This window comes from Bacillus sp. MM09(2025) (genome assembly GCF_050496725.1).
In the GTDB taxonomy this organism is placed as follows: Bacteria; Bacillota; Bacilli; order Bacillales; family Bacillaceae; genus Bacillus; species Bacillus pumilus.
Genome location: NZ_JBNWEN010000001.1, coordinates 373,110 through 394,979, shown reverse-complemented (window position 1 = coordinate 394,979; position 21,870 = coordinate 373,110). Strand labels below are relative to the sequence as shown.

General features: G+C 41.6%; 26 protein-coding genes. All 26 read right to left on the bottom strand.

Translation table 11 applies throughout. The annotated features are described in order from the left end of the window. Positions 1-6: 6 nt before the first annotated feature. The 26 genes from ACQYAC_RS02085 to flgG all read right to left on the bottom strand — a co-directional run bounded on the left by ACQYAC_RS02085 (position 7) and on the right by flgG (position 21,855). Positions 7-789: an isoprenyl transferase gene (locus tag ACQYAC_RS02085; protein ID WP_034662319.1), complete on the bottom strand. Its 783-nt coding sequence runs from the start codon at positions 787-789 to the stop codon at positions 7-9. 129 nt (positions 790-918) lie between these two features. Continuing rightward, complete coding sequence (gene frr, locus ACQYAC_RS02080) at positions 919-1,476, bottom strand: ribosome recycling factor (RefSeq protein ID WP_003212469.1); 558 nt, start codon at positions 1,474-1,476, stop codon at positions 919-921. Position 1,477: 1 nt separating this feature from the next. Further along, a complete protein-coding gene (pyrH, locus tag ACQYAC_RS02075; protein WP_003210919.1) occupies positions 1,478-2,200 on the bottom strand; it encodes a UMP kinase in 723 nt (240 codons plus the stop codon). A 134-nt stretch (positions 2,201-2,334) separates the two neighbouring features. After that, positions 2,335-3,216 carry a translation elongation factor Ts gene (tsf, locus tag ACQYAC_RS02070; protein ID WP_058013978.1) on the bottom strand — a complete coding sequence of 294 codons (882 nt, stop codon included), beginning with the start codon at positions 3,214-3,216 and terminating at the stop codon, positions 2,335-2,337. A gap of 90 nt (positions 3,217-3,306) precedes the next feature. Beyond that, complete coding sequence (rpsB, locus tag ACQYAC_RS02065) at positions 3,307-4,041, bottom strand: 30S ribosomal protein S2 (RefSeq protein WP_003212093.1); 735 nt, start codon at positions 4,039-4,041, stop codon at positions 3,307-3,309. 155 nt (positions 4,042-4,196) lie between these two features. Continuing rightward, positions 4,197-4,736 (bottom strand): hypothetical protein, encoded by a 540-nt coding sequence (locus ACQYAC_RS02060; RefSeq protein WP_058013979.1) that lies wholly within the window; start codon positions 4,734-4,736, stop codon positions 4,197-4,199. Between the two features lie 21 nt (positions 4,737-4,757). Continuing rightward, positions 4,758-5,525 (bottom strand): FliA/WhiG family RNA polymerase sigma factor, encoded by a 768-nt coding sequence (locus tag ACQYAC_RS02055; RefSeq protein ID WP_012009976.1) that lies wholly within the window; start codon positions 5,523-5,525, stop codon positions 4,758-4,760. A gap of 24 nt (positions 5,526-5,549) precedes the next feature. Then, positions 5,550-6,050: a chemotaxis protein CheD gene (locus ACQYAC_RS02050; RefSeq protein WP_003212153.1), complete on the bottom strand. Its 501-nt coding sequence runs from the start codon at positions 6,048-6,050 to the stop codon at positions 5,550-5,552. Continuing rightward, positions 6,050-6,676 (bottom strand): chemotaxis protein CheC, encoded by a 627-nt coding sequence (locus ACQYAC_RS02045; protein ID WP_169056520.1) that lies wholly within the window; start codon positions 6,674-6,676, stop codon positions 6,050-6,052. Before ACQYAC_RS02045 ends, ACQYAC_RS02050 begins: the two co-directional genes overlap by 1 nt. 12 nt (positions 6,677-6,688) lie before the next feature. Continuing rightward, positions 6,689-7,150, bottom strand: coding sequence for a chemotaxis protein CheW (locus ACQYAC_RS02040; protein WP_003211606.1), 462 nt, complete (start codon positions 7,148-7,150; stop codon positions 6,689-6,691). Between the two features lie 24 nt (positions 7,151-7,174). Then, a complete protein-coding gene (locus tag ACQYAC_RS02035) occupies positions 7,175-9,202 on the bottom strand; it encodes a chemotaxis protein CheW (RefSeq protein ID WP_429942621.1) in 2,028 nt (675 codons plus the stop codon). Positions 9,203-9,207: 5 nt separating this feature from the next. Further along, complete coding sequence (locus ACQYAC_RS02030; protein WP_429942620.1) at positions 9,208-10,281, bottom strand: protein-glutamate methylesterase/protein-glutamine glutaminase; 1,074 nt, start codon at positions 10,279-10,281, stop codon at positions 9,208-9,210. Beyond that, positions 10,278-11,183: a MinD/ParA family protein gene (locus ACQYAC_RS02025; RefSeq protein ID WP_012009971.1), complete on the bottom strand. Its 906-nt coding sequence runs from the start codon at positions 11,181-11,183 to the stop codon at positions 10,278-10,280. Before ACQYAC_RS02025 ends, ACQYAC_RS02030 begins: the two co-directional genes overlap by 4 nt. Beyond that, the gene (flhF, locus tag ACQYAC_RS02020) at positions 11,180-12,295 is read right to left on the bottom strand and encodes a flagellar biosynthesis protein FlhF (RefSeq protein ID WP_429942619.1); all 1,116 of its coding nucleotides are present in this window, start codon (positions 12,293-12,295) and stop codon (positions 11,180-11,182) included. Before flhF ends, ACQYAC_RS02025 begins: the two co-directional genes overlap by 4 nt. After that, a complete protein-coding gene (gene flhA, locus ACQYAC_RS02015; RefSeq protein ID WP_429942618.1) occupies positions 12,295-14,328 on the bottom strand; it encodes a flagellar biosynthesis protein FlhA in 2,034 nt (677 codons plus the stop codon). The genes flhF and flhA overlap by 1 nt, the downstream gene beginning before the upstream one ends. A gap of 29 nt (positions 14,329-14,357) precedes the next feature. Then, the gene (gene flhB, locus ACQYAC_RS02010) at positions 14,358-15,446 is read right to left on the bottom strand and encodes a flagellar biosynthesis protein FlhB (RefSeq protein ID WP_058013986.1); all 1,089 of its coding nucleotides are present in this window, start codon (positions 15,444-15,446) and stop codon (positions 14,358-14,360) included. Next, positions 15,443-16,222: a flagellar biosynthetic protein FliR gene (gene fliR, locus ACQYAC_RS02005; RefSeq protein WP_012009967.1), complete on the bottom strand. Its 780-nt coding sequence runs from the start codon at positions 16,220-16,222 to the stop codon at positions 15,443-15,445. The genes flhB and fliR overlap by 4 nt, the downstream gene beginning before the upstream one ends. A 6-nt stretch (positions 16,223-16,228) precedes the next feature. Next, complete coding sequence (fliQ, locus tag ACQYAC_RS02000) at positions 16,229-16,498, bottom strand: flagellar biosynthesis protein FliQ (RefSeq protein WP_003211206.1); 270 nt, start codon at positions 16,496-16,498, stop codon at positions 16,229-16,231. A 16-nt stretch (positions 16,499-16,514) separates the two neighbouring features. Further along, the gene (fliP, locus tag ACQYAC_RS01995) at positions 16,515-17,180 is read right to left on the bottom strand and encodes a flagellar type III secretion system pore protein FliP (RefSeq protein ID WP_007499580.1); all 666 of its coding nucleotides are present in this window, start codon (positions 17,178-17,180) and stop codon (positions 16,515-16,517) included. Then, positions 17,173-17,832: a flagella biosynthesis regulatory protein FliZ gene (gene fliZ, locus ACQYAC_RS01990; RefSeq protein WP_180309011.1), complete on the bottom strand. Its 660-nt coding sequence runs from the start codon at positions 17,830-17,832 to the stop codon at positions 17,173-17,175. Before fliZ ends, fliP begins: the two co-directional genes overlap by 8 nt. An 18-nt stretch (positions 17,833-17,850) precedes the next feature. Further along, positions 17,851-18,213 carry a response regulator gene (locus tag ACQYAC_RS01985; protein WP_007499584.1) on the bottom strand — a complete coding sequence of 121 codons (363 nt, stop codon included), beginning with the start codon at positions 18,211-18,213 and terminating at the stop codon, positions 17,851-17,853. A gap of 27 nt (positions 18,214-18,240) precedes the next feature. Further along, positions 18,241-19,365 carry a flagellar motor switch phosphatase FliY gene (fliY, locus tag ACQYAC_RS01980; RefSeq protein WP_429942617.1) on the bottom strand — a complete coding sequence of 375 codons (1,125 nt, stop codon included), beginning with the start codon at positions 19,363-19,365 and terminating at the stop codon, positions 18,241-18,243. After that, positions 19,355-20,353 (bottom strand): flagellar motor switch protein FliM, encoded by a 999-nt coding sequence (gene fliM, locus ACQYAC_RS01975; protein ID WP_003212239.1) that lies wholly within the window; start codon positions 20,351-20,353, stop codon positions 19,355-19,357. Before fliM ends, fliY begins: the two co-directional genes overlap by 11 nt. A gap of 32 nt (positions 20,354-20,385) precedes the next feature. Next, the gene (gene fliL / locus ACQYAC_RS01970) at positions 20,386-20,814 is read right to left on the bottom strand and encodes a flagellar basal body-associated protein FliL (RefSeq protein ID WP_012009964.1); all 429 of its coding nucleotides are present in this window, start codon (positions 20,812-20,814) and stop codon (positions 20,386-20,388) included. Then, the gene (locus ACQYAC_RS01965; protein ID WP_034620035.1) at positions 20,811-21,026 is read right to left on the bottom strand and encodes a flagellar FlbD family protein; all 216 of its coding nucleotides are present in this window, start codon (positions 21,024-21,026) and stop codon (positions 20,811-20,813) included. Before ACQYAC_RS01965 ends, fliL begins: the two co-directional genes overlap by 4 nt. A gap of 37 nt (positions 21,027-21,063) precedes the next feature. After that, a complete protein-coding gene (flgG, locus tag ACQYAC_RS01960; protein WP_429942616.1) occupies positions 21,064-21,855 on the bottom strand; it encodes a flagellar basal body rod protein FlgG in 792 nt (263 codons plus the stop codon). Positions 21,856-21,870: the final 15 nt, after the last annotated feature.

Sequence of the window (21,870 nt, the reverse complement as noted above, 5' to 3'; positions counted from 1 at the left end):
CACCCTCTAAATTCCACCGAACCTCCGGCCGCGGCGCTGGTATTCTCCGATAGCGCCTATAAGATGCTCATCAGAAAAGTCAGGCCAAAGCACATCCGTAAAGACAAACTCGCTGTACGCAATTTGCCAAAGCATAAAATTGCTTAATCTAATTTCTCCACTTGTGCGAATAAGCAAATCCGGATCTTGAAGAGATTCTGTCATTAAATAAGCTGAAAACATCTCTTCTGTGATGTCTTCTGCTTGAAGCTTACCTTCTTTGACTTTTTCAGAAATTTGTCTGCACGCGGAGACGATTTCTGTGCGCCCTCCATAGTTGAGCGCAAAATTCAAAACGAGTCCGTCATTATTCGCCGTACTCTTTACTGCGTTCTCTACCGCTCTTTTCGTATGCTGCGGGAGGCCGTCTGGATCACCTGTTAAGCGCACACGGACATTTTCCTCGATGAGCTCGGGCAGGTAGATGTTCAAAAATTCCTCAGGAAGTTTCATTAAAAAGTCTACTTCTAATTTTGGACGTTTCCAATTTTCCGTAGAGAAAGCATACAAAGTTAGCACTTTGACATTCAGCTCATTTGCAAGCTTTGTCATGCGCTTGACGACTTTCATTCCTTCATGATGTCCTGCTACCCGTGGAAGAGCACGTTTTTTCGCCCATCTTCCGTTCCCATCCATGATAATGGCGATATGTTCAGGAATTTCTCCATTTAATATGTCTTCTTTTGTCAGACTTTCTAAGTTGGAAGCTGCAGTTTGCTGATTCTTCCAATTTTTGAGTATATTGAGCATGAGATTCCTCCATCACCCAAAAAGGTTGCGTTTCCGCTAATAATATAGTCACCAACAGTATTAACAAAAAAACCCCCTGTAAACATGAAGAGGGTCTTTTCACTATTATCTATTGTACATAGTTTTTTCTTAAACTTCCATGATTTCTTTTTCTTTATCTTTCGTCACGTCATCAATTTTAGCGACATATTCATCTGTCAATTTTTGAACATCCTCTGTTGATGATCTTAATTCATCTTCAGTGATCTCACCATTTTTCTCGAGCTTTTTCAACTCATCGTTTGCATCACGACGAACATTACGAACAGCTACTTTTGCTTCTTCTGAATATTTTCTTACCACTTTCACAAGCTCTTTACGTCTTTCTTCTGTTAGTGCAGGAATCGCAATACGGATCACATTTCCGTCACTTGTTGGCGTGATACCAAGATCAGACTTTTGAATCGATTTTTCGATATCACCGATAGCTGTTTTATCATAAGGTGTGATAATCAGCATACGTGCTTCTGGCACTGTGATTGACGCAATTTGGTTAAGTGGTGTTTGTGCACCGTAATAATCAACCGTCACTTTATCAAGCAATGAAGCATTTGCTCTGCCCGCACGAACAGTTGCAAGTTCACGTCCGTATGCTTGAACGGCTTTTTCCATTTTTTCTTTCGTTTGGTTCAATACTTCTTTCGACACGTTATTTCCCCCTCACAATCGTTCCAATTGATTCGCCATTTACGGCACGTTTAATATTTCCTTCTTCCATAATAGAGAATACGATTAATGGAATGTCATTGTCCATACATAATGAGGACGCAGTAGAATCCATTACTGCAAGCCCTTCTTTTAGCACATCAAGATATGAAAGCTTGTCATATTTTACTGCATCCGCATCTGTACGAGGATCAGCACTGTAGACACCGTCTACATTATTTTTCGCCATTAAAATGACATCTGCTTCAATTTCTGCTGCACGAAGTGCTGCCGTTGTATCTGTAGAGAAATAAGGGTTACCAGTACCTGCAGCAAAAATCACGACACGTTTCTTCTCAAGATGACGGATCGCTTTTCTTCTTATGTATGGTTCTGCAACCTGTCTCATTTCGATAGAAGTTTGTACCCTAGACTGAATGCCAAGCGTTTCTAGGCTGTCCTGTAGCGCGAGTGAATTCATCACTGTTGCCAGCATGCCCATATAGTCTGCTGTTGCACGGTCCATTCCTAAGTCACTACCTGTCTTACCGCGCCAAAGGTTTCCTCCGCCTACAACAACTGCAACCTCTACATCTAGCTCTGCAATTTCTTTTACTTGCTTTGCAATTGAATGAATGACAGTTGGGTTAATTCCATTTCCAGCATCACCTGCTAGTGCTTCGCCACTTAGCTTCAGTACAATGCGATTATATTTCGGTTTGCTCATGATAACCTCCAAGTGTAAACTATACCGTCTCTTATTATGCGTAAGAAACTGCCTTTTGTAAATCAATATCCTCTAAAAAATAGGGAACACAGTGCTTGTGCTCCCTAAAAAAGCCCCAGAGAGCTTTTCAAACATTATTTTTTCACTTGGCTCATTACTTCTTCAGCAAAGTTGTCTTGACGCTTCTCGATGCCTTCGCCCACTTCATAGCGAACATAAGTTTGAATGCTTGCGTTTTTCGCAGCTACTACTTGTTTCACTTTTTCATCTGGGTTTTTAACGAAAGCTTGGTCGAGTAAGCAAATTTCTTCGAAGAATTTGTTTAGACGGCCTTCTACCATTTTAGCTACGATGTTTTCAGGCTTTCCTTCTTGAAGCGCTTGCTGCGTTAATACTTCGCGCTCACGGTTTGCTTCTTCTTCTGACACTTGGTCACGAGAAATGTATTTAGGGTTTACAGCAGCAACGTGCATTGCGATGTCTCTTGCAAGCTCTTCGTCAGTTGTTCCGTTAAGAACAGCTAACACACCGATGCGTCCGCCCATGTGTAAGTAAGAACCGAATGCTGCGTTATCTTCTTTCGTGATAACAGAGAAACGACGTAGAGTGATTTTCTCTCCGATTTTCGCAATTGCAGATGTGATATGCTCTTCAACTGTTGAACCGTTTTCCATTTTAGAAGCATGAGCTTCTTCAATTGTTGCAGGTTTAACAGCAAGCAAATGATCAGCAAGTTCGTTAAGAAGTGATTGGAACCCTTCGTTTTTCGAAACGAAATCAGTCTCAGAGTTCACTTCTAGGATCACGCCTGTGTTGCCGTCAGTTTTGATAAGAGTTAATCCTTCTGCAGCAATACGGTCTGCTTTTTTCGCAGCTTTTGCAATTCCTTTTTCTCTTAGAAGATCGATTGCTTTGTCGATGTCACCATCAGTTTCTGTTAACGCTTTTTTACAGTCCATCATACCTGCACCAGTTTTTTGACGCAGTTCTTTAACTAATTGAGCAGTAATAGCCATTTTACATTTCCTCCTTCTATGTTAAAACACGGATTACTAGGTGAAAAAAGGTGATAAAAGGCATTTCCCTCTTATCACCTTTTGAATAGGTTACGCAGTTGTTGTTTCAGTTTCTGTCGTTTCTTCTACAACAGCTTCTTCTTCGCCTTGTTTAGACTCAAGAATCGCATCTGCCATTTTAGCAGTTAGAAGTTTTACAGCACGGATTGCATCATCGTTTGCAGGGATCACAACATCAATTTCGTCTGGATCACAGTTTGTGTCAACGATACCGATGATTGGGATATTCAATTTACGAGCTTCTGCAACTGCAATACGCTCTTTACGAGGGTCGATAATGAAAAGTGCATCCGGAAGACCTTTCATGTCTTTGATTCCGCCTAGGAATTTTTCAAGACGTTCTAATTCTTTTTTCAGTTGAACGACTTCTTTCTTAGGAAGAACATCGAATGTACCGTTTTCTTGCATTTTTTCAATATCTTTTAAACGTTTGATACGTTTTTGGATTGTTTCAAAGTTTGTTAAAGTTCCACCAAGCCAGCGTTGGTTCACATAGAACATACCAGAACGGATTGCTTCTTCTTTCACTGAATCTTGTGCTTGCTTTTTCGTACCAACGAAAAGGATTTTTCCTCCGTCAGCAGCAAGGTTTTTCGTGAAGTTGTAAGCTTCCTCTACTTTTTTCACCGTTTTTTGAAGATCGATGATGTAGATACCGTTACGCTCTGTAAAGATGTAACGCTTCATTTTTGGGTTCCAACGGCGTGTTTGGTGACCGAAGTGTACACCAGCTTCTAGCAATTGTTTCATAGAAATAACTGACATGTTGTTGCCTCCTAATATAATGGTTTTTTTTCCTCCGCTTAAGTCATGTTCACATAAAACTGCGCCACGGCAGCACCTTCATACGAATCATTAAGCGTGTGTATTTAACACCAAGAAATAATATAACACATGATGGACTGACAATCAAGAATCCTTTACAGCTTTCCGCTAAATTTTAATAAAAGCTCGATTTCTGTCTTGCCAGTTTTCAGTTCTTTCGCTATTTCTTCTAGCGAATGCCCTTTGTCATATAAGGTCTTCACTTGATCCTCGAATGTTTCTTCTATTTCACTTTCAGAAGGCACAGAAGCTTCTGATTCAAAATGTGGAACGGGTTCGTTTACCTTCTCTTCCTGCACTTCTACCTCGCTAAGGAGAGCCGACAAGTGCTCTGGGACTGGATCTTCACTTTCTACCGATTGCTGGGATTCAATTGGTGTTTGTGGCTGCTTTGGTGTCTGAAAATCCGATTTCAGCTCTTCAGCAGAAAAATCAGGGGAAGCGGCTGCCACTTTTGATAGTTTGTCATTCTCTTCTTTGACTTCCATCAAAAATGCAGCCAGGGTATTTTCCGTTTCTTCTAGAAGTTCTCGCTGCTTTTGTTCAGTTGCCTTCAGCGAATTCATTCTCGTATATAAAATGATCACAAAATAAATAAGTGCAGCATGAAGCATGAAGCTAATCAGCCATAACATATTTTTTCACTCACTAACTCTTTAAGATTGAATGGCTTTATCAAGCAGATGCTTAAGCTTGAACAATGCCTTTGAATGAATTTGCGAAATGCGTGAGGTCGATAAATTAAGCACGTGACCGATTTCCGTTAACGTCAGTTCCTCTTTATAGAATAGACTGATCACGAGCTTTTCTTTTTCCGAAAGCTCGGTCATTTTTTCAGCGAGCTGTTCTATTAATTCATCTTTCAGCATCTTTTCTTCAGGTGTCACAGTTTTCTCGTCGCGAATCATGACTTGGACGTTTTCACCGTCTTCTTGATCATGCAGCTTCTCGTCGATTGAAAGCAGATTTGCAAAGAAACCTTCATTCATTGTTGTGACAACATCCTGTTCACTCATGCCAAGTTCCTCTGCTACTTCTGTCGGCGTCACATTTCGTAAATAACGTTGTTCAAGCTTTTCAATAGCCGCTTCTACTTTTTTTGTTTTTTCTCTTGATGTACGAGGCAGCCAGTCCTCTTTACGAAGACCGTCGATGATGGCCCCGCGGATTCTGAAGGATGCATATGTATCAAACTTCAGATCTCTTCCGGGGTCGAATTTTTCAAGGGCATCATATAAACCGAGCATCCCTAGACTGATCAAGTCTTCTTTATGCACTGACTTCGGGAGACCGATGGAAATTCTTCCAACATGATATGTGACGAGCGGCATATAGCGGCGCATAAGATCATCTCCAGCAGCTGGGTCTTTCCACTCTTTCCATCTAGCCCATAGCGCCTGATCTTCGTAATTTAAGGATTGCATCTTTCTCCCCCTATACTTCCTTAGTTATATCTTCATAATGCCTTGCTTCACAGTGCGGATCTCAAGCTCTGTCGTAAGCGGATCAAATTCAATCGTACGGCCATTGTTCCCGCCCGTATCCTCACTAATGATCGGGATGCGATAAAGAGACAGATGTTCTTTAACAGCTGATACGTTTCTAGGTCCAATTCTCATTAGATCATTGGTTGACTTAAACTTAAACATTTCTGCCCCACCAGCAAGTTTTGCCTTTAGCGCATGTTTGCGCGCTCCTTCTTTAAGGAGCAGATCAATTGTATGCTTGACACCTGTATCCGCATATTTAGCCAAGTTCTCCACTGCCCCTTTTGCAAGGGATGAGTCTGGAAGCATGACATGGACAAGACCTGCCAGTTTTTTTTCTTGATCAAACAGAACAAGCCCTACACAGGAACCAAGTCCGGATGTCCGAATGCGGTCCGGTGTTTTCACAAGCTGAACATCCGCTATACCAACCTTTACAACTGCCGGAATCTGAACGTTCATTACAGGTTACCTAATGCTTTGAATAGTTTTTCAAACGATTCAAAGTCTGGTAATAGAAACATATTTCCTTTCAGCTCTTGCTTGTTTTGATCATCAAAAATCGATGTATCAATCACAATTGCCTGATCACCTAGAGGGCTGAATTGCATTAACCCTTCGCTAATGACAGCCCCGAACATATCGAGCGTAACATCTGGAACACTTGGGTGAAGCTGCAATTTTGTTAAATCGGCAAGGGCTGATAAATAAGAGCCTGCTAAAATATTTCCCAGCTCATGTAGTGCTGACGTCCCCATCACATGCTCGTGAATAGTATCAATATCAAATGACGGATCTCGTACAAGCTCTCTTACGAATTGCTCGGCTTGCTCAAAGGGCATAATGAAAAAGATTGAGCCGGATAAATCTCCTTCCATTCGCAGGAAAATGCTTGCAACTGGGAGGTCTGCACCGCCAAAGAAATCCATTAATTCTTCAAACGAGAGAACCTTGACAAACGGAACAGCCATATCTATTTTGCGATCCAATAGGCTGGCAAGAGCAGACGCGGCGTGGCCTGCTCCAATATTCCCAACCTCTCTTAATACATCCAGCTGTTCATCTTTTATTTCATTGAAAATGCTCATTTCACATCCTCCTTAATGAACAGGTGCATCTTGAACGCTCTTGTCGAGGACAGCACCAGGATGAATGATATTAAATAGACGCTGATCATGCTTAATGATACCTGTCACCCATGATTGTCCTTCTTTTTCAGCTGATTCAGGAGAAGATTCTACTTCTTCTTGATGAACTGTAATGACGTCATTTGCTTCATCAACAATCCAGCCGACTTCAATGTCACCAACTTGTACAATAATCATTCTTGTTTCATCTGTAATTTCGTTGTCACTTGATCCAAGTCTCACTCTAAGATCGATGACAGGTGTCACGACACCGCGCAGATTAATAACACCGCATATATAAGGGGCAACGCCAGGGACTCTTGTCGGCTGCTGCCATTTTTCAATGGACTTTACTTCTGATACTGAAATGGCGTATTCTTTTTTGTTTACGATAAACACAATCATCTTTTCGCCAGTTTTGATATCTGTACTCATTTCAGACCGCTCCTCTATTGTTTTTTACTTGATCAGTGCATTACAGTCAACGATGAGTGCAACTTGACCGTCGCCTAGGATTGTTGCGCCTGAAATCGCAAACACGTTTGGCAGGTAATCTCCTAGTGATTTCAATACAACCTCTTGCTGACCAATAAATGAATCGACCACAAATGCTGTCAGCTTATCTCCTTTACGAACAACGATGATGTGCAGTTCTTCCTCTAATTCATTCGCATTTGGTACGTGGAATTGTTTCTTCAAGTACACGACCGGTACGATAAATCCTCGGAAATCAATCACTTCACGATCATGCGTTTGAAGGATGTCGCTTTTCTTAATGACAGCCGTTTCAATAATAGAAGAAATCGGAATCGCAAATGTTTCCTCTTCCAGTTTCACAAGAAGTACAGAAATAATCGATAATGTAAGCGGAAGCTGAATCGAGAATAGTGAGCCCTGTCCTTCTGTTGAGTTGATGCTCACAGATCCGCCCAGTGATTCCAGCTTGTTTTTCACAACGTCAAGGCCTACACCGCGGCCAGAGATGTCAGAAATCGTATCAGCTGTAGAGAATCCTGCTGCAAAGATCAATGAATCAATTTGATGATCTTCAAGTGTCTCTGCTTCTCTTTCTGTAATAACGCCGCGCTCTAATGCTTTTTCAAGCACTTTCTTACGGTTAATTCCGCCGCCATCATCTTCTACTTCAATGAAGACGTGGTTTCCGCTATGATACGCCTTTAATAGAACGGTGCCTTTTTCTGGCTTGCCTTTTTTCACACGTTCTTCTGGCGATTCAATTCCGTGATCTAGACTGTTTCTAAGTAAGTGTAAGAGCGGATCTCCAATCTCGTCGATAACCGTTCGGTCAAGCTCTGTCTCAGCACCTTCAATGATCAGTTCAATTTTCTTATTCAGCTCTTTTGTCAATTGACGGATCATACGAGGGAATCGGTTAAACACCGTTTCAACAGGAACCATTCTCATGTTCAGGATGATCGATTGCAGATCTCCAGAAATACGTGTCATTCTTTCAACTGTGTCTGTGAGTTCATTATTTTCTAATTCTTTGGCAATCTGTTCTAAACGGCCTCTGTCAATCACCAGTTCTTCAAATAGATTCATGAGAGAATCGAGACGGTCAATGTTGACACGAATCGTTTTTGTTCCGCCGGCAGCTGCACCGTTATTGCCATTTGCTTTTGGCGTATCGTTTGCTGGTGCTTTCGCAGCAGGCACAGAGACTTCTTCTTTTTCCTGTTCAGGTTTTGCTTCTTGTTTTTCAGCTGGAGCCGCTTCTTCAAATGCAGAAACTTCTGAGATCTCAACTTGTTCAACTTCTGAGATCGTCATCACGATTTTCTTCACTTCGTCCATTGGTTGTTTAGATAAATAAGAAATACTGAATTCAGATTCGAAATCTTCTGATTCTAAAAGTTCTGCATTTGGAACTGTTTTAACGACTTCGCCTGCTTCGTTCAGTCTTTCAAAGATCATATAAACACGAACGGCTTTTAATAAGCATGCGTCGCTTAATGTTACATTGAGTTCATAACATTTAAAGCCTTGTTCTCTCGCTTCATCAAGCACTGTTCGTTCAAATTCGTTATAGTCTAAATCGTTAGCAGCCGCTGATACATCAGCTGTTTCAACACTAGGAGCTGCCTCAGCATGGCTTCCTGTCACATCTAACTTTTTACTAATCTCTGTGACATCGCGTTTCCCATCGCCGCCTTCTGCAATTGATTGAACCATTGCTTCAAGGTGATCAAGCGCTTCAAACATTGTGTCCATTGACTCAGGTGTGACAATCATTTGTTCATTTCGAATGGCATCAAACATGTTTTCTAAGTGATGTGTTAGCTGAGCCATATCAGCATAGCCCATCGTTGCACTCATGCCTTTCAATGTGTGAGCCGCTCTGAATATATCATTCACTAGCTGCAAGTCGGTTGGGTTCTTTTCTAAATCAAGAAGTTTTTCATTACAAGTTTGTAAGTGTTCTCTGCTTTCATCTAAAAAGATATCTAAGTATTGGTTTACATCCAACGTGTTCACGCCCTCTCTTTATTCATGGAGCTTATAATTGCATGTGCGATGTCATCCACATGCCTTGTTTCATGTGCAAGGCCTGCTTTAATGACTGATTTAGGCATTCCGAAAACAACACATGATTCTTCTTTTTCTGCAATGACTTTTGTATGACCGCTTGCGACCATTTTTTTGACACCTTCTGTGCCGTCACTACCCATGCCTGTCATAATGACAGCGATTTTCTCGTAACCCTTTATACGACTGATGGATTCAAATAAATAGTTAACAGAAGGTTTGTGCCGGCTTTCTGTGTCCTCTGGAGACAGCCTGATGACTAAGGATGCCCCTTGTTCATGAAGTGACATATTCATTCCACCAGGTGCTATGTAAGCCACTCCATTTTTAGCGATGTCTCCATCTTGTGCTTCTTTAATCGAAATTTGAGATAAATGGTCTAACCTAGTAGCAAGTGATGCCGTAAATCCTGCCGGCATATGCTGCACAATCAAAATGGGTGCTTCTATGTCCTTGGGCAGCTTCGTGACGACTCGTTGAAGTGCTCTTGGCCCACCCGTTGATGTTCCGATTGAAATAATCTTTCGGAGTGAGCCGCTTTTTACTGCTTGCGGGCGAGGTGCAGCCACTGGAATCGGCGGCTTCATCACAGGCTTAGGAGAAACCTGCATTTCAGTACGTTTCCTTGACAGCCCTGCCGCAAGCACCCGTTCTACAATTTGGCCTCTTACTTTGTGTAAATCGAGCGAAATACTTCCTGAAGGCTTTGTCACAAAGTCAAAAGCACCAAGTTCTAAGCAATGGATGGTTAAATCCTTCCCTTGCTTTGTCTGGCTTGACACCATAATTACGGCCAGGTCGTGTTCAGCCAGAATTTGTTTTAATGCTTCTGTTCCATTTAAAACAGGCATTTCCACATCTAATGTGACGACATCTGGATTCAGTTCCTTGATCCGTTTTAAGGCATCTTCCCCATTTCGCGCCGTTCCGACGACTTCTATTTCTTGCTCGGCACTTAGGAAATCACTAATGAGCTTTCGCATAAAGGCCGAGTCATCTACTACAAGCACTCTAATCACGAGTCCACCTTCCTCCTTTTAAAAAAAGAGGACAACTTATCTATAAACGTATGCTGCTCTCTCTGTGCCTCTCTTATCTGCTGTTGATAAAGTGTTTCTGCCAGCATCTTGATCGTTTTACTCAGCCTTGAATGAGGCTGCTTCATATAAAATGGAATTTGTTCGGCCACTGCTTTTGGAACTGCAGGATCATCCGGCACAGCGCCAGCAAATACCAGTTTTCTGTGTAGAAATGATGTGACCACTCCTGCTAATTTTCTGTAGGTTTCAGACCCTTCTGACGGGGTTTTACACCGGTTGACAATGATTTGCACAGATTGTTCGAACTGATGAATCGCTAAGTGTTTAATTGCGCTGTAAGCATCCATGATCGATGTTGGTTCTGGCGTTGTCACAACTACTACTTCCCCTGCTGATAAAACAAATGGCAGTTGATCTTTTGAAAGGCCAGCCCCCATATCAAAGAAGATACAATCAAAGTCGTGCATCATTCTTTCCATTTCCTCAAGAAAGAACGACCATTGATCTTTATCTAAAGAAAACAGCTGTTCAAGTCCGCTTCCGCCAGAAATGTAATATAGGTTGTTCGTTCCTTGAGTCATAGCCGCTTGGAAGGATTTCTTCCTGACAAGAACATCTAATATAGAGCTGGTCGATGTTTTCCCTAGTAAAATATCAATATTCCCCATACCAAAATCAAGGTCGATGACTAACACTCGCTTACCTGCATTTGCGATAGACAGTGCCATATTCAGCGTCAAATTCGATTTTCCAACCCCGCCTTTACCACTCATGACAGCAATGGTTTTTGCCTGTCCGCTTATACCAAGAGGAGCTGGTGTGATCGTTTGATTCTGCTGAACGAGCTTTCTTAAACCTTCTGCTTGGTCGGGCTTCATCATTGTAAGACCATCCTTGTTAATTCAAGAGGAGAGCCCTCAAGAATATCCTCAGGAACATTTTGACCATTTGTTAAAAAGCCAAGTCCAATTTGAGAGTTTGCAATGATTTGAAAGATGGTTCCCATCGTGTCTGTTTCATCTACCTTTGTAAAAATGAATTGATCGATTGGAACGTGTTCAAAGCGTTTAACCATGGCTTTCATGTCCTGATACTTCGAGGTCGCACTCATCACTAGGAAACTTTGAATGCTTTCATTAAATGGAATGATGTCTGTCAGCTCTTTGATATACGCTTCTTCTTTAAAGTTACGACCCGCTGTGTCTACGAAAATATGATCATACTCTTTAAAGGTCTCTTGAGCTTTCACAAAATCCTCTCTAGAATAACAAACCTCAAGCGGTGCATTGAGCAGTTCCGCATATGTTTTCAGTTGTTCGATCGCTGCAATTCGGTACGTATCTGTTGTAATAAAAGCGATTTTCTTTTGCTTCTGAATGGCCGTTTTGGCAGCGAGCTTTGCAATCGTTGTTGTTTTACCAGCGCCAGTTGAACCAAACAGCACAATGTATTTTGAACGAATCATCGGCTCATCAGAGGTGTGAGCCGGCAGCATATCTGTCAGCAGTTGTTCAAGTTCTTTATGAATTTGATCTTCCTTGACAGCACCCTTCGTTAAAAGACCTTTTAGGCATTCGTCTCGAATGGCATCATCAAGACCTTGATCCTTCAGCTTTTGATCGATTGCCATGAGAGAGTCTGGCAGAATACCAGCATGCCGCTCATTTCTCTCATATTCTAAAGGCTGAGGTTGAAAAGGTGCTGGTTTCACTGCCTCAGGAGCAAAAGGCGGCTCTTCAGGCCGGTGTTGAACGTGCTCCTTTTTCGGAAATACTGGAAGAGGAGGCGCAGGATGTCCACCTTTACCCGCTCTTTCTTCAAAATCTTGATCCAGCACTGCAATCACTTCAACCATTTGCTGTTTTTTTAAACCGAATAGCTTTCGTTTCACAACGGTTTTGGAATTTAAAATGACGGCATCCTTCCCAAGCTGCTGCCTAATTTGAATCGTTGCCTCCTGCATTGAATTCGCTATGATTTTTTTCATTTTCATTAGATATCCACCACTCCGATGCTCTGTACTTCCACATTTGCTTCTAGTTCGTTATAAGATAATACCGGTAAGTCCGGGAAATATCTTTCTAACAGCTGCTTGACGTACATTCTTATAGGAGGTGAGCACAATAGAATCGGCGTTTCCTGACGAAGCGAAAGCTGTTCAATTTCTCTCGCCACTGATTGAATCACACTTTCAGAGGATTCTGGATCTAACGATAAGTAGTTGCCATGCTCTGTCTGCTGTACACTGTCAGCAATCACCTTTTCCACTCGGCCTGAGCATGTCACAACTTTGAGCGATTCATTTTCTCTCGCATATTGTGCAGTAATCTGTCTTGCCAGTGCCTGTCTGACATACTCTGTTAACAAATCTGTATCCGTCGTTAATTTTCCGTAGTCTGCAAGCGTCTCAAAAATGGTGACAAGATTTCGAATAGAAACTTTTTCTTTCAGCAGTTTTGCAAGCACTTTTTGAATATCACCAACTGCTAGTGGATTCGGGGTCACTTCATCCACTAAGACAGGATAACTTTCTTTCAGATGATCGATTAATTGCTTCGTTTCCTGGCGTCCGAGCAGTTCGTGTGTGTTTTGTCTAATCTTCTCTGTGATGTGAGTAGACACAACAGATGCAGGATCTACAACCGTATAGCCGAGCATCTCAGCCTGATCTTTTTCTGCTTCTGAGATCCATTTAGCCGGAAGACCAAAGGATGGCTCGATTGTTTCGATTCCTTCAATCGGATCATCATCAGGCGTAGGCGACATCGCTAAGTAGTGATCAAGCAGGAGCTCGCCTTTTGCCACTTCGTTCCCTTTTATTTTGAGTCGGTACTCATTTGGGTTAAGTGCAATGTTGTCCCGGATCCGGACCACTGGAATCACAAGACCGAGTTCAAGGGCAAGCTGCCTTCGGATCATCACAATTCGGTCTAACAGGTCACCGCCTTGATTTGCATCGGCTAGCGGAATCAGACCGTAGCCAAACTCAAATTCAATGGCATCCATTTGGAGAAGGTGAATGACGCTTTCTGGACTTTTCATCTCTTCTACCTCTGCCTGCTCCTCTAGTACCTCTTCTATTTCTTCTTGATCCTGTTTGTTTTTTGACATCAAGTATGCGCCGAGGGCAAGTAAACCTGCGATCGGTCCTGTCAAAAGTACGCCGATTGGAGTAAACAACCCAAGAAGGAAGATCGTACCTGCTGTGACATAAAGCATAGCTGGGAATGCAAACAGCTGTTCAGTGATATCTGAACCAAGGTTCCCATTAGAAGCAGCCCTTGTGACGACAATCCCTGTCGCTGTTGAAATGAGAAGTGCAGGAATTTGTGAAACAATCCCATCTCCTACCGTTAATAATGTAAAGTGGGAAGCTGACTCTTGAATCGACATTCCTTGCTGAAGCATCCCAATGATAATCCCAAAAATAATATTAATAATGACGATGATAATACCTGCGATGGCATCCCCTTTGACGAACTTACTTGCCCCATCCATCGCACCATAAAAGTCTGCTTCTCTCGCTACTTTTTCACGGCGATTTCTCGCTTCACTTTCTGTCAGCATCCCTGCATTTAAATCTGCATCAATACTCATTTGTTTCCCTGGCATCGCATCAAGGGTAAATCTTGCCGCAACCTCTGACACACGCTCAGCCCCTTTGGTGATTACAACAAATTGAATGATGATCAGAATAAGGAAGACCACCAGACCCACGAGTACATTTCCTCCAACAACAAATGAACCAAACGTTTCTACAACCTTTCCAGCATCTCCAGTTGATAGGATAGATCGTGTTGTAGAGATGTTAAGCCCTAAGCGAAAGAGCGTTAAGAGCAAAAGCAATGATGGAAATATTGAAAATTGCAGTGGTTCTTGCATGTTCATTGTGGTGAGAAGCACGATAAGCGCAAGAGAAATATTAATAATGATTAAAATACTTAATAGCATTGGCGGAAACGGTATGACCAGCATCGCCACAATTAAAATAACACTGAATAAAACAGATAAATCTCTTGCTGACATGCCTGTTCTCTCCTTTTAAAACCAAAAATTCATAAAATCTTTTGTTTCGTTTTATAAACATAAGCTAAAATTTCTGCGATCGCCTTAAAGTATTCCTCTGGCACCGCTTGGTCGATGTCGACCTGATCATAGAGTGCACGAGCGAGCGGCCGGTTTTCTACGGTCATAATATCGTGCTCTTTCGCAATCGTTCTAATTTTCAAAGCCAAAATATCTGTTCCCTTTGCCACAACAAAGGGCGCGTCCATCTTTTCTTCGTCATATTTCAAAGCAATTGCATAGTGAGTTGGGTTTGTAATGATGACGTCCGCTTTTGGGACTTCCTGCATCATCCGTCTCATGGCCATTTCCCGCTGACGCTGTTTAATCTTTGATTTTATGAGCGGGTCACCCTCAGATTTTTTATACTCATCTTTGATGTCTTGTTTGGACATCCGTAAGTTTTTTTCATAATCAAATTTCTGATACATATAATCAAGCCCTGCTAAGATCATGAGAGCACCTGCTGCATATAACCCCATAATCAAGGTCATATTTGCAACGAAATGAAGGGTTTCCTCTGCTGTTAATAAAGGAAGCCTCAGGATTTCGTCAAAGTGCATCCAAAGTGCAATAAATGTCGCAAAACCAATTAAACCAATTTTCAAAATGGATTTTAATAGCTCAACGAGGGCTCGAATACTGTATATTCGTTTAAACCCTTTGATTGGATCGAGTTTTTCTAATTTCGGTTTGATTACTTCTGTCGAAAAGAGAAAGCCAACTTGCAAATAGTTACTGATGATCCCTGCCAGCATACCAACACCAAGGATTGGCATGAGGAGGAGTCCTGTTTCCTGAAGCAATTCCACAAATAGTTGATGAATATTAGATGTGCTAACCTTCATTAGCATGGTTGTTGAATAAAAACGTTCAATGAGCGCAATAATACGCTCTTTCATAAAAGGCCCAATAAAAAAGAATGATAAAAAGATTAATAGAAATGAGATGGCTGTATTGACGTCGGTACTTTTGGCAACCTGACCTTTTTTACGTGAATCTTGTCTCTTTTTCGGCGTTGCTTTTTCTGTTTTTTCACCTGCGAAAAATTGCAAGTCTAGTCTAAGCCTTGTCATCATGACGAACCACCGACCAATGCTAAGAAATTCCTCATGGTGAGTACAATCGTATCAAATGTATTTTGGACAACTCCGAAGATGACGCCCATACAGATGATGATCATAATAAAACTCACACCCATTTTAATAGGAAGTCCGACAACAAAAACGTTCATCTGCGGAACTGTTCGTGCCACAATGCCCAGTGCCAAGTCGACCAAAAACAAGCTGGCGACAACCGGTGCTGAGATTTGAAAGGCAATGATGAACATTTGGTTGAAGCTCTTTGCAATAAAATAAGCAAAGGATTCACTGCCGAAATTCAGTGCGTACTGATCAACTGCAATATACTGAAAGCTGTAATAGATTCCATCAAGCAGCAGGTGGTGTGCATTGGTTGCCAGCATCAATAGCAATGTGACCGTATAAAAAAACTGCCCCATCAACGGCGTTTGTGCCCCTGTTTGCGGATCAATTACATTGGCGATCGCAAAGCCCATTTGAAAATCAATAAATGAGCCGGCAATTTGAACAGCAGACACCATGATATATGCAATCAAACCAAGTAGAAGCCCGACCATTGCTTCTTTCACCGCAAGCATCATATAAAGACCGTCTATATCGAGTGCTGGCGGTTCCTTAATCGTGCTAAAACTAATTACGGCTAAAAACAGTGAGAATCCAACTCTGTGTACAGCCGGGATCGTTCTATGCGCTAAAAGCGGTACTGTCACAAAAAAAGCGGTGATTCGAATAAAAACTAATAGAAAAGCAGGGAATAATTCTATGATTGACATCGCTCGTTAACCTGCAAATCGATCTAAATTCGAGAACAGCTCTGTCGTAAAGGACACAATGGTTGACAGCATCCATGGACCAAACACAACAAGCCCAATAAGAACTGCAACAATTTTAGGAATGAACGCAAGCGTCTGTTCTTGAATTTGGGTTGTTGCCTGAAACACACTGACAATCAGTCCCACAATAAGAGCGAGCGCTAGAAGCGGCCCACTGACAAGCAATACCACATACACTGATCTTTCAGCCATCGTAATGACAAATTCTGAACTCATGTTTTAAGCACCTACTCTAAAAGCTTTGCAGCAAAGATTTAACAATCAAATACCATCCATCGACTAAAACAAATAACAATATTTTAAAAGGGAGCGATATCATAACCGGCGGAAGCATCATCATCCCCATTGACATCAGGACACTTGCGACGACCATATCAATAATTAAAAATGGAATAAAGATCATGAAACCAATTTGAAATGCCGTCTTTAATTCTGAAATCGCAAAAGCAGGTACCATCGCCGTTAACGGAATATCTTTTATCGATTCAGGTGTATCCATTTTTGCGTAACTAAGAAATAAAGCCAAATCCTTCTGTCTCGTATGTTTACTCATAAACTCTTTAATGGGCACTTCGGCTTTTTCATATGCCTGATTGAGCGTAATGTCATCATTTAAAAGCGGCGTCAGTGCCTCTTTATTAATCTCTGAGAACGTAGGTGCCATGATAAAGAATGTAAGAAACAAAGCAAGCCCTACAAGCACTTGGTTTGGCGGCATTGAGTTGGTTGCAAGGGACGTTCTAACGAATGAAAGTACAATCACAATTCGTGTAAAACACGTCATTAAAATGAGAATGCCTGGTGCAACCGAAAATACGGTTAAAAGTAAAAGAAGACGGACAGACGTGCTAATATTCCCTGCACCGCTGGAATTAAATAAATCGATAAACTCATTCATTTTGTTTCGGGCCTTTCTTTCTGACTTCTGATTGGGTCTTTTTCAATTCGGCTAGCTGCGCCTTCAAATTGGCTGAAAAAGAAGAAGTGGTTGGCTGATCCTGTTTCTTTATCTGAGATGTGAATTTTTGAACGATTTTTGGTAAATCTGTTTTGCTTTCCATCGCTTCTTCGTATTGTTGCACGATCGCTTCACATTCTTGTTCATCGTCAATTTCTTTTAGTAGCTGGATTGAGTCCGCTACTCCGACAACTAATACTCGTTTTCCCACTTTGATAAGCTGGACTGAACGGTTTTGGCCAACCGTCGTTCCGCCAATATTTTCAACATAGCGAAATGGTTTAAGTAAGCGGTTTTGCTTACCAACAAATCTCACCAATCCATATATAAGCAGGATGACAAAAAGTAAGGCACCAATCATTTTGACAAAATCCATAATGGAGACAGAAGAAGAGGGAACTTCTTCTGCCGGAGTCGTTTGATTGTCAGTGGTTGTCTTTTCTGTATCCTTTTTGCTGCTCTTCTCTTCTTTGATCCAGTCATCCACTGTGCCATTTTCAGGATCTTTCGTTTCAGCAAACAGTGAGGCAGGCTGCATCGTTAAGAAAAGCATAAAACTGATCATTGCTATACATATCAAACGTTTTTTCAACAAGTCTTACACCCTTTTTTAGCCTAACGTTTTATTAATTGCTTCAAGTACACGGTCTGCCTGGAACGGCTTCACGATAAAGTCTTTTGCACCTGCTTGGATCGCGTCAATAACCATTGACTGCTGCCCCATTGCAGAACACATGATGATTTTTGCAGAAGCGTCAATTTGTTTAATTTCTTTTAGCGCTGTGATCCCGTCCATTTCTGGCATTGTAATATCCATTGTGACAAGATCTGGAGACGTTTCTTTGTATTTTTCAACTGCTTGAGCGCCGTTTTCTGCTTCTCCTACTACATCAAATCCGTTTTTCACAAGAATATCCTTTATCATCATTCTCATGAATGCTGCATCATCTACGATTAATACCTTAGTAGCCATTTACTTATTCTCTCCCTGTATGTTTGTTTATTTTAAATTAGAAAGTCTTTCCGACTGACTTAAAATATCAGTTACACGAACACCAAAGTTCTCATCAATGACAACGACTTCCCCTTTGGCGACGATTCGTTTGTTAACTAGAATGTCTACTGGCTCACCAGCAAGTTTGTCCAGTTCAATGATACTTCCTGCTGAAAGCTCAAGAACTTCTTTGACACTTCGCTGAGTTCTTCCAAGTTCCACCGTAATGGAGAGCGGGATATCCATCAGCATATCAAGATTTCCAAGCTGGCTTGTTGTATGCTGAGGCTCACTGAATGCTTCAAATTCAACTGGTGCCACATTTACAGGTGCTGCCGGCTTTGGCTTCGCCTGTCTTTTCGGCGGAGCTGTTTGCTGCGCTGGTGCAGATTGCGCTTGCGGCGCTGCCTGCTGAGGTTCAGGTGTAGTCACTTGAGCTTCTTGAACCGGCTCTTCCTCTTGCGCAGGGTCTGTTAATTCTGCAATTAAATCCTTCGCAAATGTAATAGGATAAAGCTGCATAATATTTGAATCAATGAGTTCACCTATTTTTAATCTGAAGGACACCTTGACAAGCATTTCTTCAGCTGGGATCCGGTCTGTTCCTTCTCCTTCTTTCACATCAAGTAATTCGACGCGAGGCGGAGAAATATCAATCTTTTTATTAAAGACAGTCGACATGGATGTCGCAGCAGAACCCATCATTTGGTTCATTGCTTCTTGCACCGCACTTAAGTGAATCTCGCTTAAAGAAGGGTCAGCATTTGTCCCGTCTCCGCCCATCATTAAGTCCGCAATGACTGCTGCATCTGTTTGCTGGACGACAAGCAGGTTACTCGCGCTGAAGCCTTCCGTATAATTCACTTCAATCGCGACATACGGATGAGGAAACTCCTCATTCAGCATACTTTTTTGAATCACTGTCACAGTTGGAGTGGTAATCTCCACTTTTTGATTTAATAGGGTTGAAAGTGCTGTAGCAGAACTGCCGAATGAAATATTTCCAATTTCTCCAATGGCATCTTGCTCCATTGCAGAAAGGACTGTATCAGGCTCTATATCGTCAGTGCTACCTCCTTTAAGGAGCGCATCGATTTCGTCTTGTGATAATTTACTTCCGTTATTCTCCATCTTCTTCACCTCTTATGTCGTGATCTAGAATTTGAATCGCCTGTTTCCGATTCACGCGGCCGGCCTGTCCCAAGAATTTCGGTTTATTTCCGACCATAACAGTAAGAGGCGCATTTACTGGTTTGTCCAAGGCAATACAATCACCAATTTCCAAATTCAAAAACTCTTCCACCGTCATTTCCGATTCCCCTAGCTCTGCGACTACCGGTATCTTTGCCGTCATAATTCGTTTTTCAATGGCCTTTGTTTCTTGTTGTTTTGGTTCATTTCGTTCAGACTGCATCCAGTAGTGTACAGACAGCTTCGGAATAATAGGCTCTAATACAACATGAGGAATACATAGGTTAATAACCCCGCTTACCTCGCCAATTTGTGTATTAAGAGAAATGACGACAACGGTTTCGTTTGGTGACACCATTTGAACAAACTGGGGATTTACCTCGAAATCTGCCATTTCAGGCTCGATGTCGGTTATGGACTGCCACGCTTCTCTGTAATTTTCCAAAGCTCCCTCAAACATGTTTGAGATAATCTTTGTTTCGATTTCTGTAAGTGATTCTGTCTTATTATGACTAATGCCAATCCCGCCCATCAGCCTGTCCATCATGGCATAGCCGATTGTTGGGTTCACTTCAAGCATGATTCTTCCTTCAAGCGGACTGACATAAAATAAGTTTAATAATGTCATATTAGGAATCGAACGAATAAATTCTTCGTATGGTACTTGGTCAACCGAGCTGACAGTAATTTGAATATATGATCTTAGCTGAGCTGAAAAGTGTGTGGTGAGCAGTCTAGCGAAGTTATCATGAATCCTTGTTAAACTTCGAATCTGGTCTTTCGAGAAGCGAAGTGCACGTTTAAAATCATACACCTTTACTTTTTTCGTCGTTTCTTCTTTTTTCAGCTCTTCTGCATCCATTTCGCCTGTTGATATAGCGGATAATAATGCATCGATCTCATTCTGGGAAAGCACTTCTCCTGACATTTCTTCACCTCCATCGTGTCAATTAATCGCCTCTATTGCAGATTAAAGGAGGTTATATATACTTCTTTCACCTTGCCATCTTGCAAATAGTTATTCACTTTGTTTTTGACTAGTGTTTTAAAATGTTCTCTGCCTTTTTTGCCATCAAGTTCATCTGCATTCGTGTCTGATAAAATGTCAATTACGGCGTCTTTCACTTGAAAACTTCTTTTCTCAAGCTCTTCTTTTGCTTTTTCAGAGTCTGTTTCAATATTCAATACAAGTTTGACCGCATTTCCTTCAGACTTTAAATTGGTGATAATCTCAGGAATTTCAACAGAAGCTTTTACGACTTCATCTGCTGTTGGCTCTTTTTCAGCTTTTGCTTCATCTGAACCATTCAGCAGAAAAATGATGCCTGCTCCTATTCCGCCGATGGCAATAATCATGATTAGCATTACTACGACTAATTTCTTCTTCATTCAAATTCCTCTATTCCTTGATTCAATGAAATGACTTGGATTTTTCTGTAGAAAGAAATGATTTTTTCTTGAAGCTGCTCTTCATTTTCTTTCACAACGAATTTCTTTCCATTGGCTAATGTAATGGTTGTGTCTGGAAAGCTTTCGATTTGCTCGATATGGAGAGCGTTCAGCATAAATCCTTTGCCATTCAATCTTGTCACTTCAATCATATTAAGCAGAGAAGCGTTCATCCGCTCCCCCTACCTCCTATCGTTTCAGATTCACAAGCTCTTGCAGAATTTCATCAGATGTTGTGATCGTCTTTGCATTCGATTGGAATCCACGCTGTGCGATAATCATTTCAGTAAACTCATCTGTTAAATCAACGTTTGACATTTCAAGTTTACCTGTTTGGATGACACCAGTTCCTTGTTCACCAGGTGCAATAGGGTTACTTGGTGCACCTGAACTTAACGTTTGGCGGTAAAGGTTGTCACCAACTTTGTCTAACCCTCCTGCGTTACGGAACGAAACGAGTGAAACCTGGCCAACGGTTCTTGATACATTGTTTTCAACAACCGAAATCGTCCCATCTGGACCAACACTTACACTTGAAATACCCGCTGGAATCGTTATCTTTTGTCCATCCATTCCCAAAAGGTAGTTTCCATCAGGTGTTACCAGGTCCCCTTCAGAATCAGGCTTGAAGTTCCCTGCTCTCATATATAGGGTCTCACCTTGCTTTTGTATCTGGAAAAATCCATCTCCATTGATATAGAAGTCCCATGGATCATCTGTATTTTGAGAAGCCCCGGATGACATGATTTTATCAATAGAAGATAAAGATGATCCTAAACCAACTTGTTTCGAGTTGATTGAACCAGAGTTGTTCGTAGGTCCACCAGAACTTGCAAGGGTTTGACTGACCATATCTTTAAAAGTGATACGGCTTTTTTTGTAACCGTGTGTATTGACGTTGGCCACGTTATTGGCTACAACATCTAATTTTGTTTGGAAGTTTTTCATTCCGCTAATTCCTGAGTAAAGTGAGCGTAACATTTATTTTCCTCCTCG

Bases quoted from the DNA above. Each gene is read 5' to 3' on its own strand.
- ACQYAC_RS02085 (WP_034662319.1), bottom strand. From the start codon at position 789: ATGCTCAATATACTCAAAAATTGGAAGAATCAGCAAACTGCAGCTTCC.
- ACQYAC_RS01965 (WP_034620035.1), bottom strand. From the start codon at position 21,026: ATGATTGAAGTGACAAGATTGAATGGCAAAGGATTTATGCTGAACGCT.
- ACQYAC_RS01985 (WP_007499584.1), bottom strand. From the start codon at position 18,213: ATGGCTACTAAGGTATTAATCGTAGATGATGCAGCATTCATGAGAATG.
- fliR (WP_012009967.1), bottom strand. From the start codon at position 16,222: ATGTCAATCATAGAATTATTCCCTGCTTTTCTATTAGTTTTTATTCGA.
- tsf (WP_058013978.1), bottom strand. From the start codon at position 3,216: ATGGCTATTACTGCTCAATTAGTTAAAGAACTGCGTCAAAAAACTGGT.
- fliP (WP_007499580.1), bottom strand. From the start codon at position 17,180: ATGAATGAGTTTATCGATTTATTTAATTCCAGCGGTGCAGGGAATATT.
- ACQYAC_RS02055 (WP_012009976.1), bottom strand. From the start codon at position 5,525: ATGCAATCCTTAAATTACGAAGATCAGGCGCTATGGGCTAGATGGAAA.
- flhF (WP_429942619.1), bottom strand. From the start codon at position 12,295: ATGAAAATGAAAAAAATCATAGCGAATTCAATGCAGGAGGCAACGATT.
- ACQYAC_RS02045 (WP_169056520.1), bottom strand. From the start codon at position 6,676: ATGAGCATTTTCAATGAAATAAAAGATGAACAGCTGGATGTATTAAGA.
- ACQYAC_RS02060 (WP_058013979.1), bottom strand. From the start codon at position 4,736: ATGTTATGGCTGATTAGCTTCATGCTTCATGCTGCACTTATTTATTTT.
- ACQYAC_RS02025 (WP_012009971.1), bottom strand. From the start codon at position 11,183: ATGATGAAGCCCGACCAAGCAGAAGGTTTAAGAAAGCTCGTTCAGCAG.
- fliM (WP_003212239.1), bottom strand. From the start codon at position 20,353: ATGTCAGGAGAAGTGCTTTCCCAGAATGAGATCGATGCATTATTATCC.
- rpsB (WP_003212093.1), bottom strand. From the start codon at position 4,041: ATGTCAGTTATTTCTATGAAACAATTGCTAGAAGCTGGTGTACACTTC.
- flhB (WP_058013986.1), bottom strand. From the start codon at position 15,446: ATGATGACAAGGCTTAGACTAGACTTGCAATTTTTCGCAGGTGAAAAA.
- fliY (WP_429942617.1), bottom strand. From the start codon at position 19,365: ATGGAGAATAACGGAAGTAAATTATCACAAGACGAAATCGATGCGCTC.
- flhA (WP_429942618.1), bottom strand. From the start codon at position 14,328: ATGTCAGCAAGAGATTTATCTGTTTTATTCAGTGTTATTTTAATTGTG.
- ACQYAC_RS02040 (WP_003211606.1), bottom strand. From the start codon at position 7,150: ATGAGTACAGATATCAAAACTGGCGAAAAGATGATTGTGTTTATCGTA.
- pyrH (WP_003210919.1), bottom strand. From the start codon at position 2,200: ATGAGCAAACCGAAATATAATCGCATTGTACTGAAGCTAAGTGGCGAA.
- fliQ (WP_003211206.1), bottom strand. From the start codon at position 16,498: ATGAGTTCAGAATTTGTCATTACGATGGCTGAAAGATCAGTGTATGTG.
- ACQYAC_RS02050 (WP_003212153.1), bottom strand. From the start codon at position 6,050: ATGAACGTTCAGATTCCGGCAGTTGTAAAGGTTGGTATAGCGGATGTT.
- fliL (WP_012009964.1), bottom strand. From the start codon at position 20,814: ATGAAGAAGAAATTAGTCGTAGTAATGCTAATCATGATTATTGCCATC.
- flgG (WP_429942616.1), bottom strand. From the start codon at position 21,855: ATGTTACGCTCACTTTACTCAGGAATTAGCGGAATGAAAAACTTCCAA.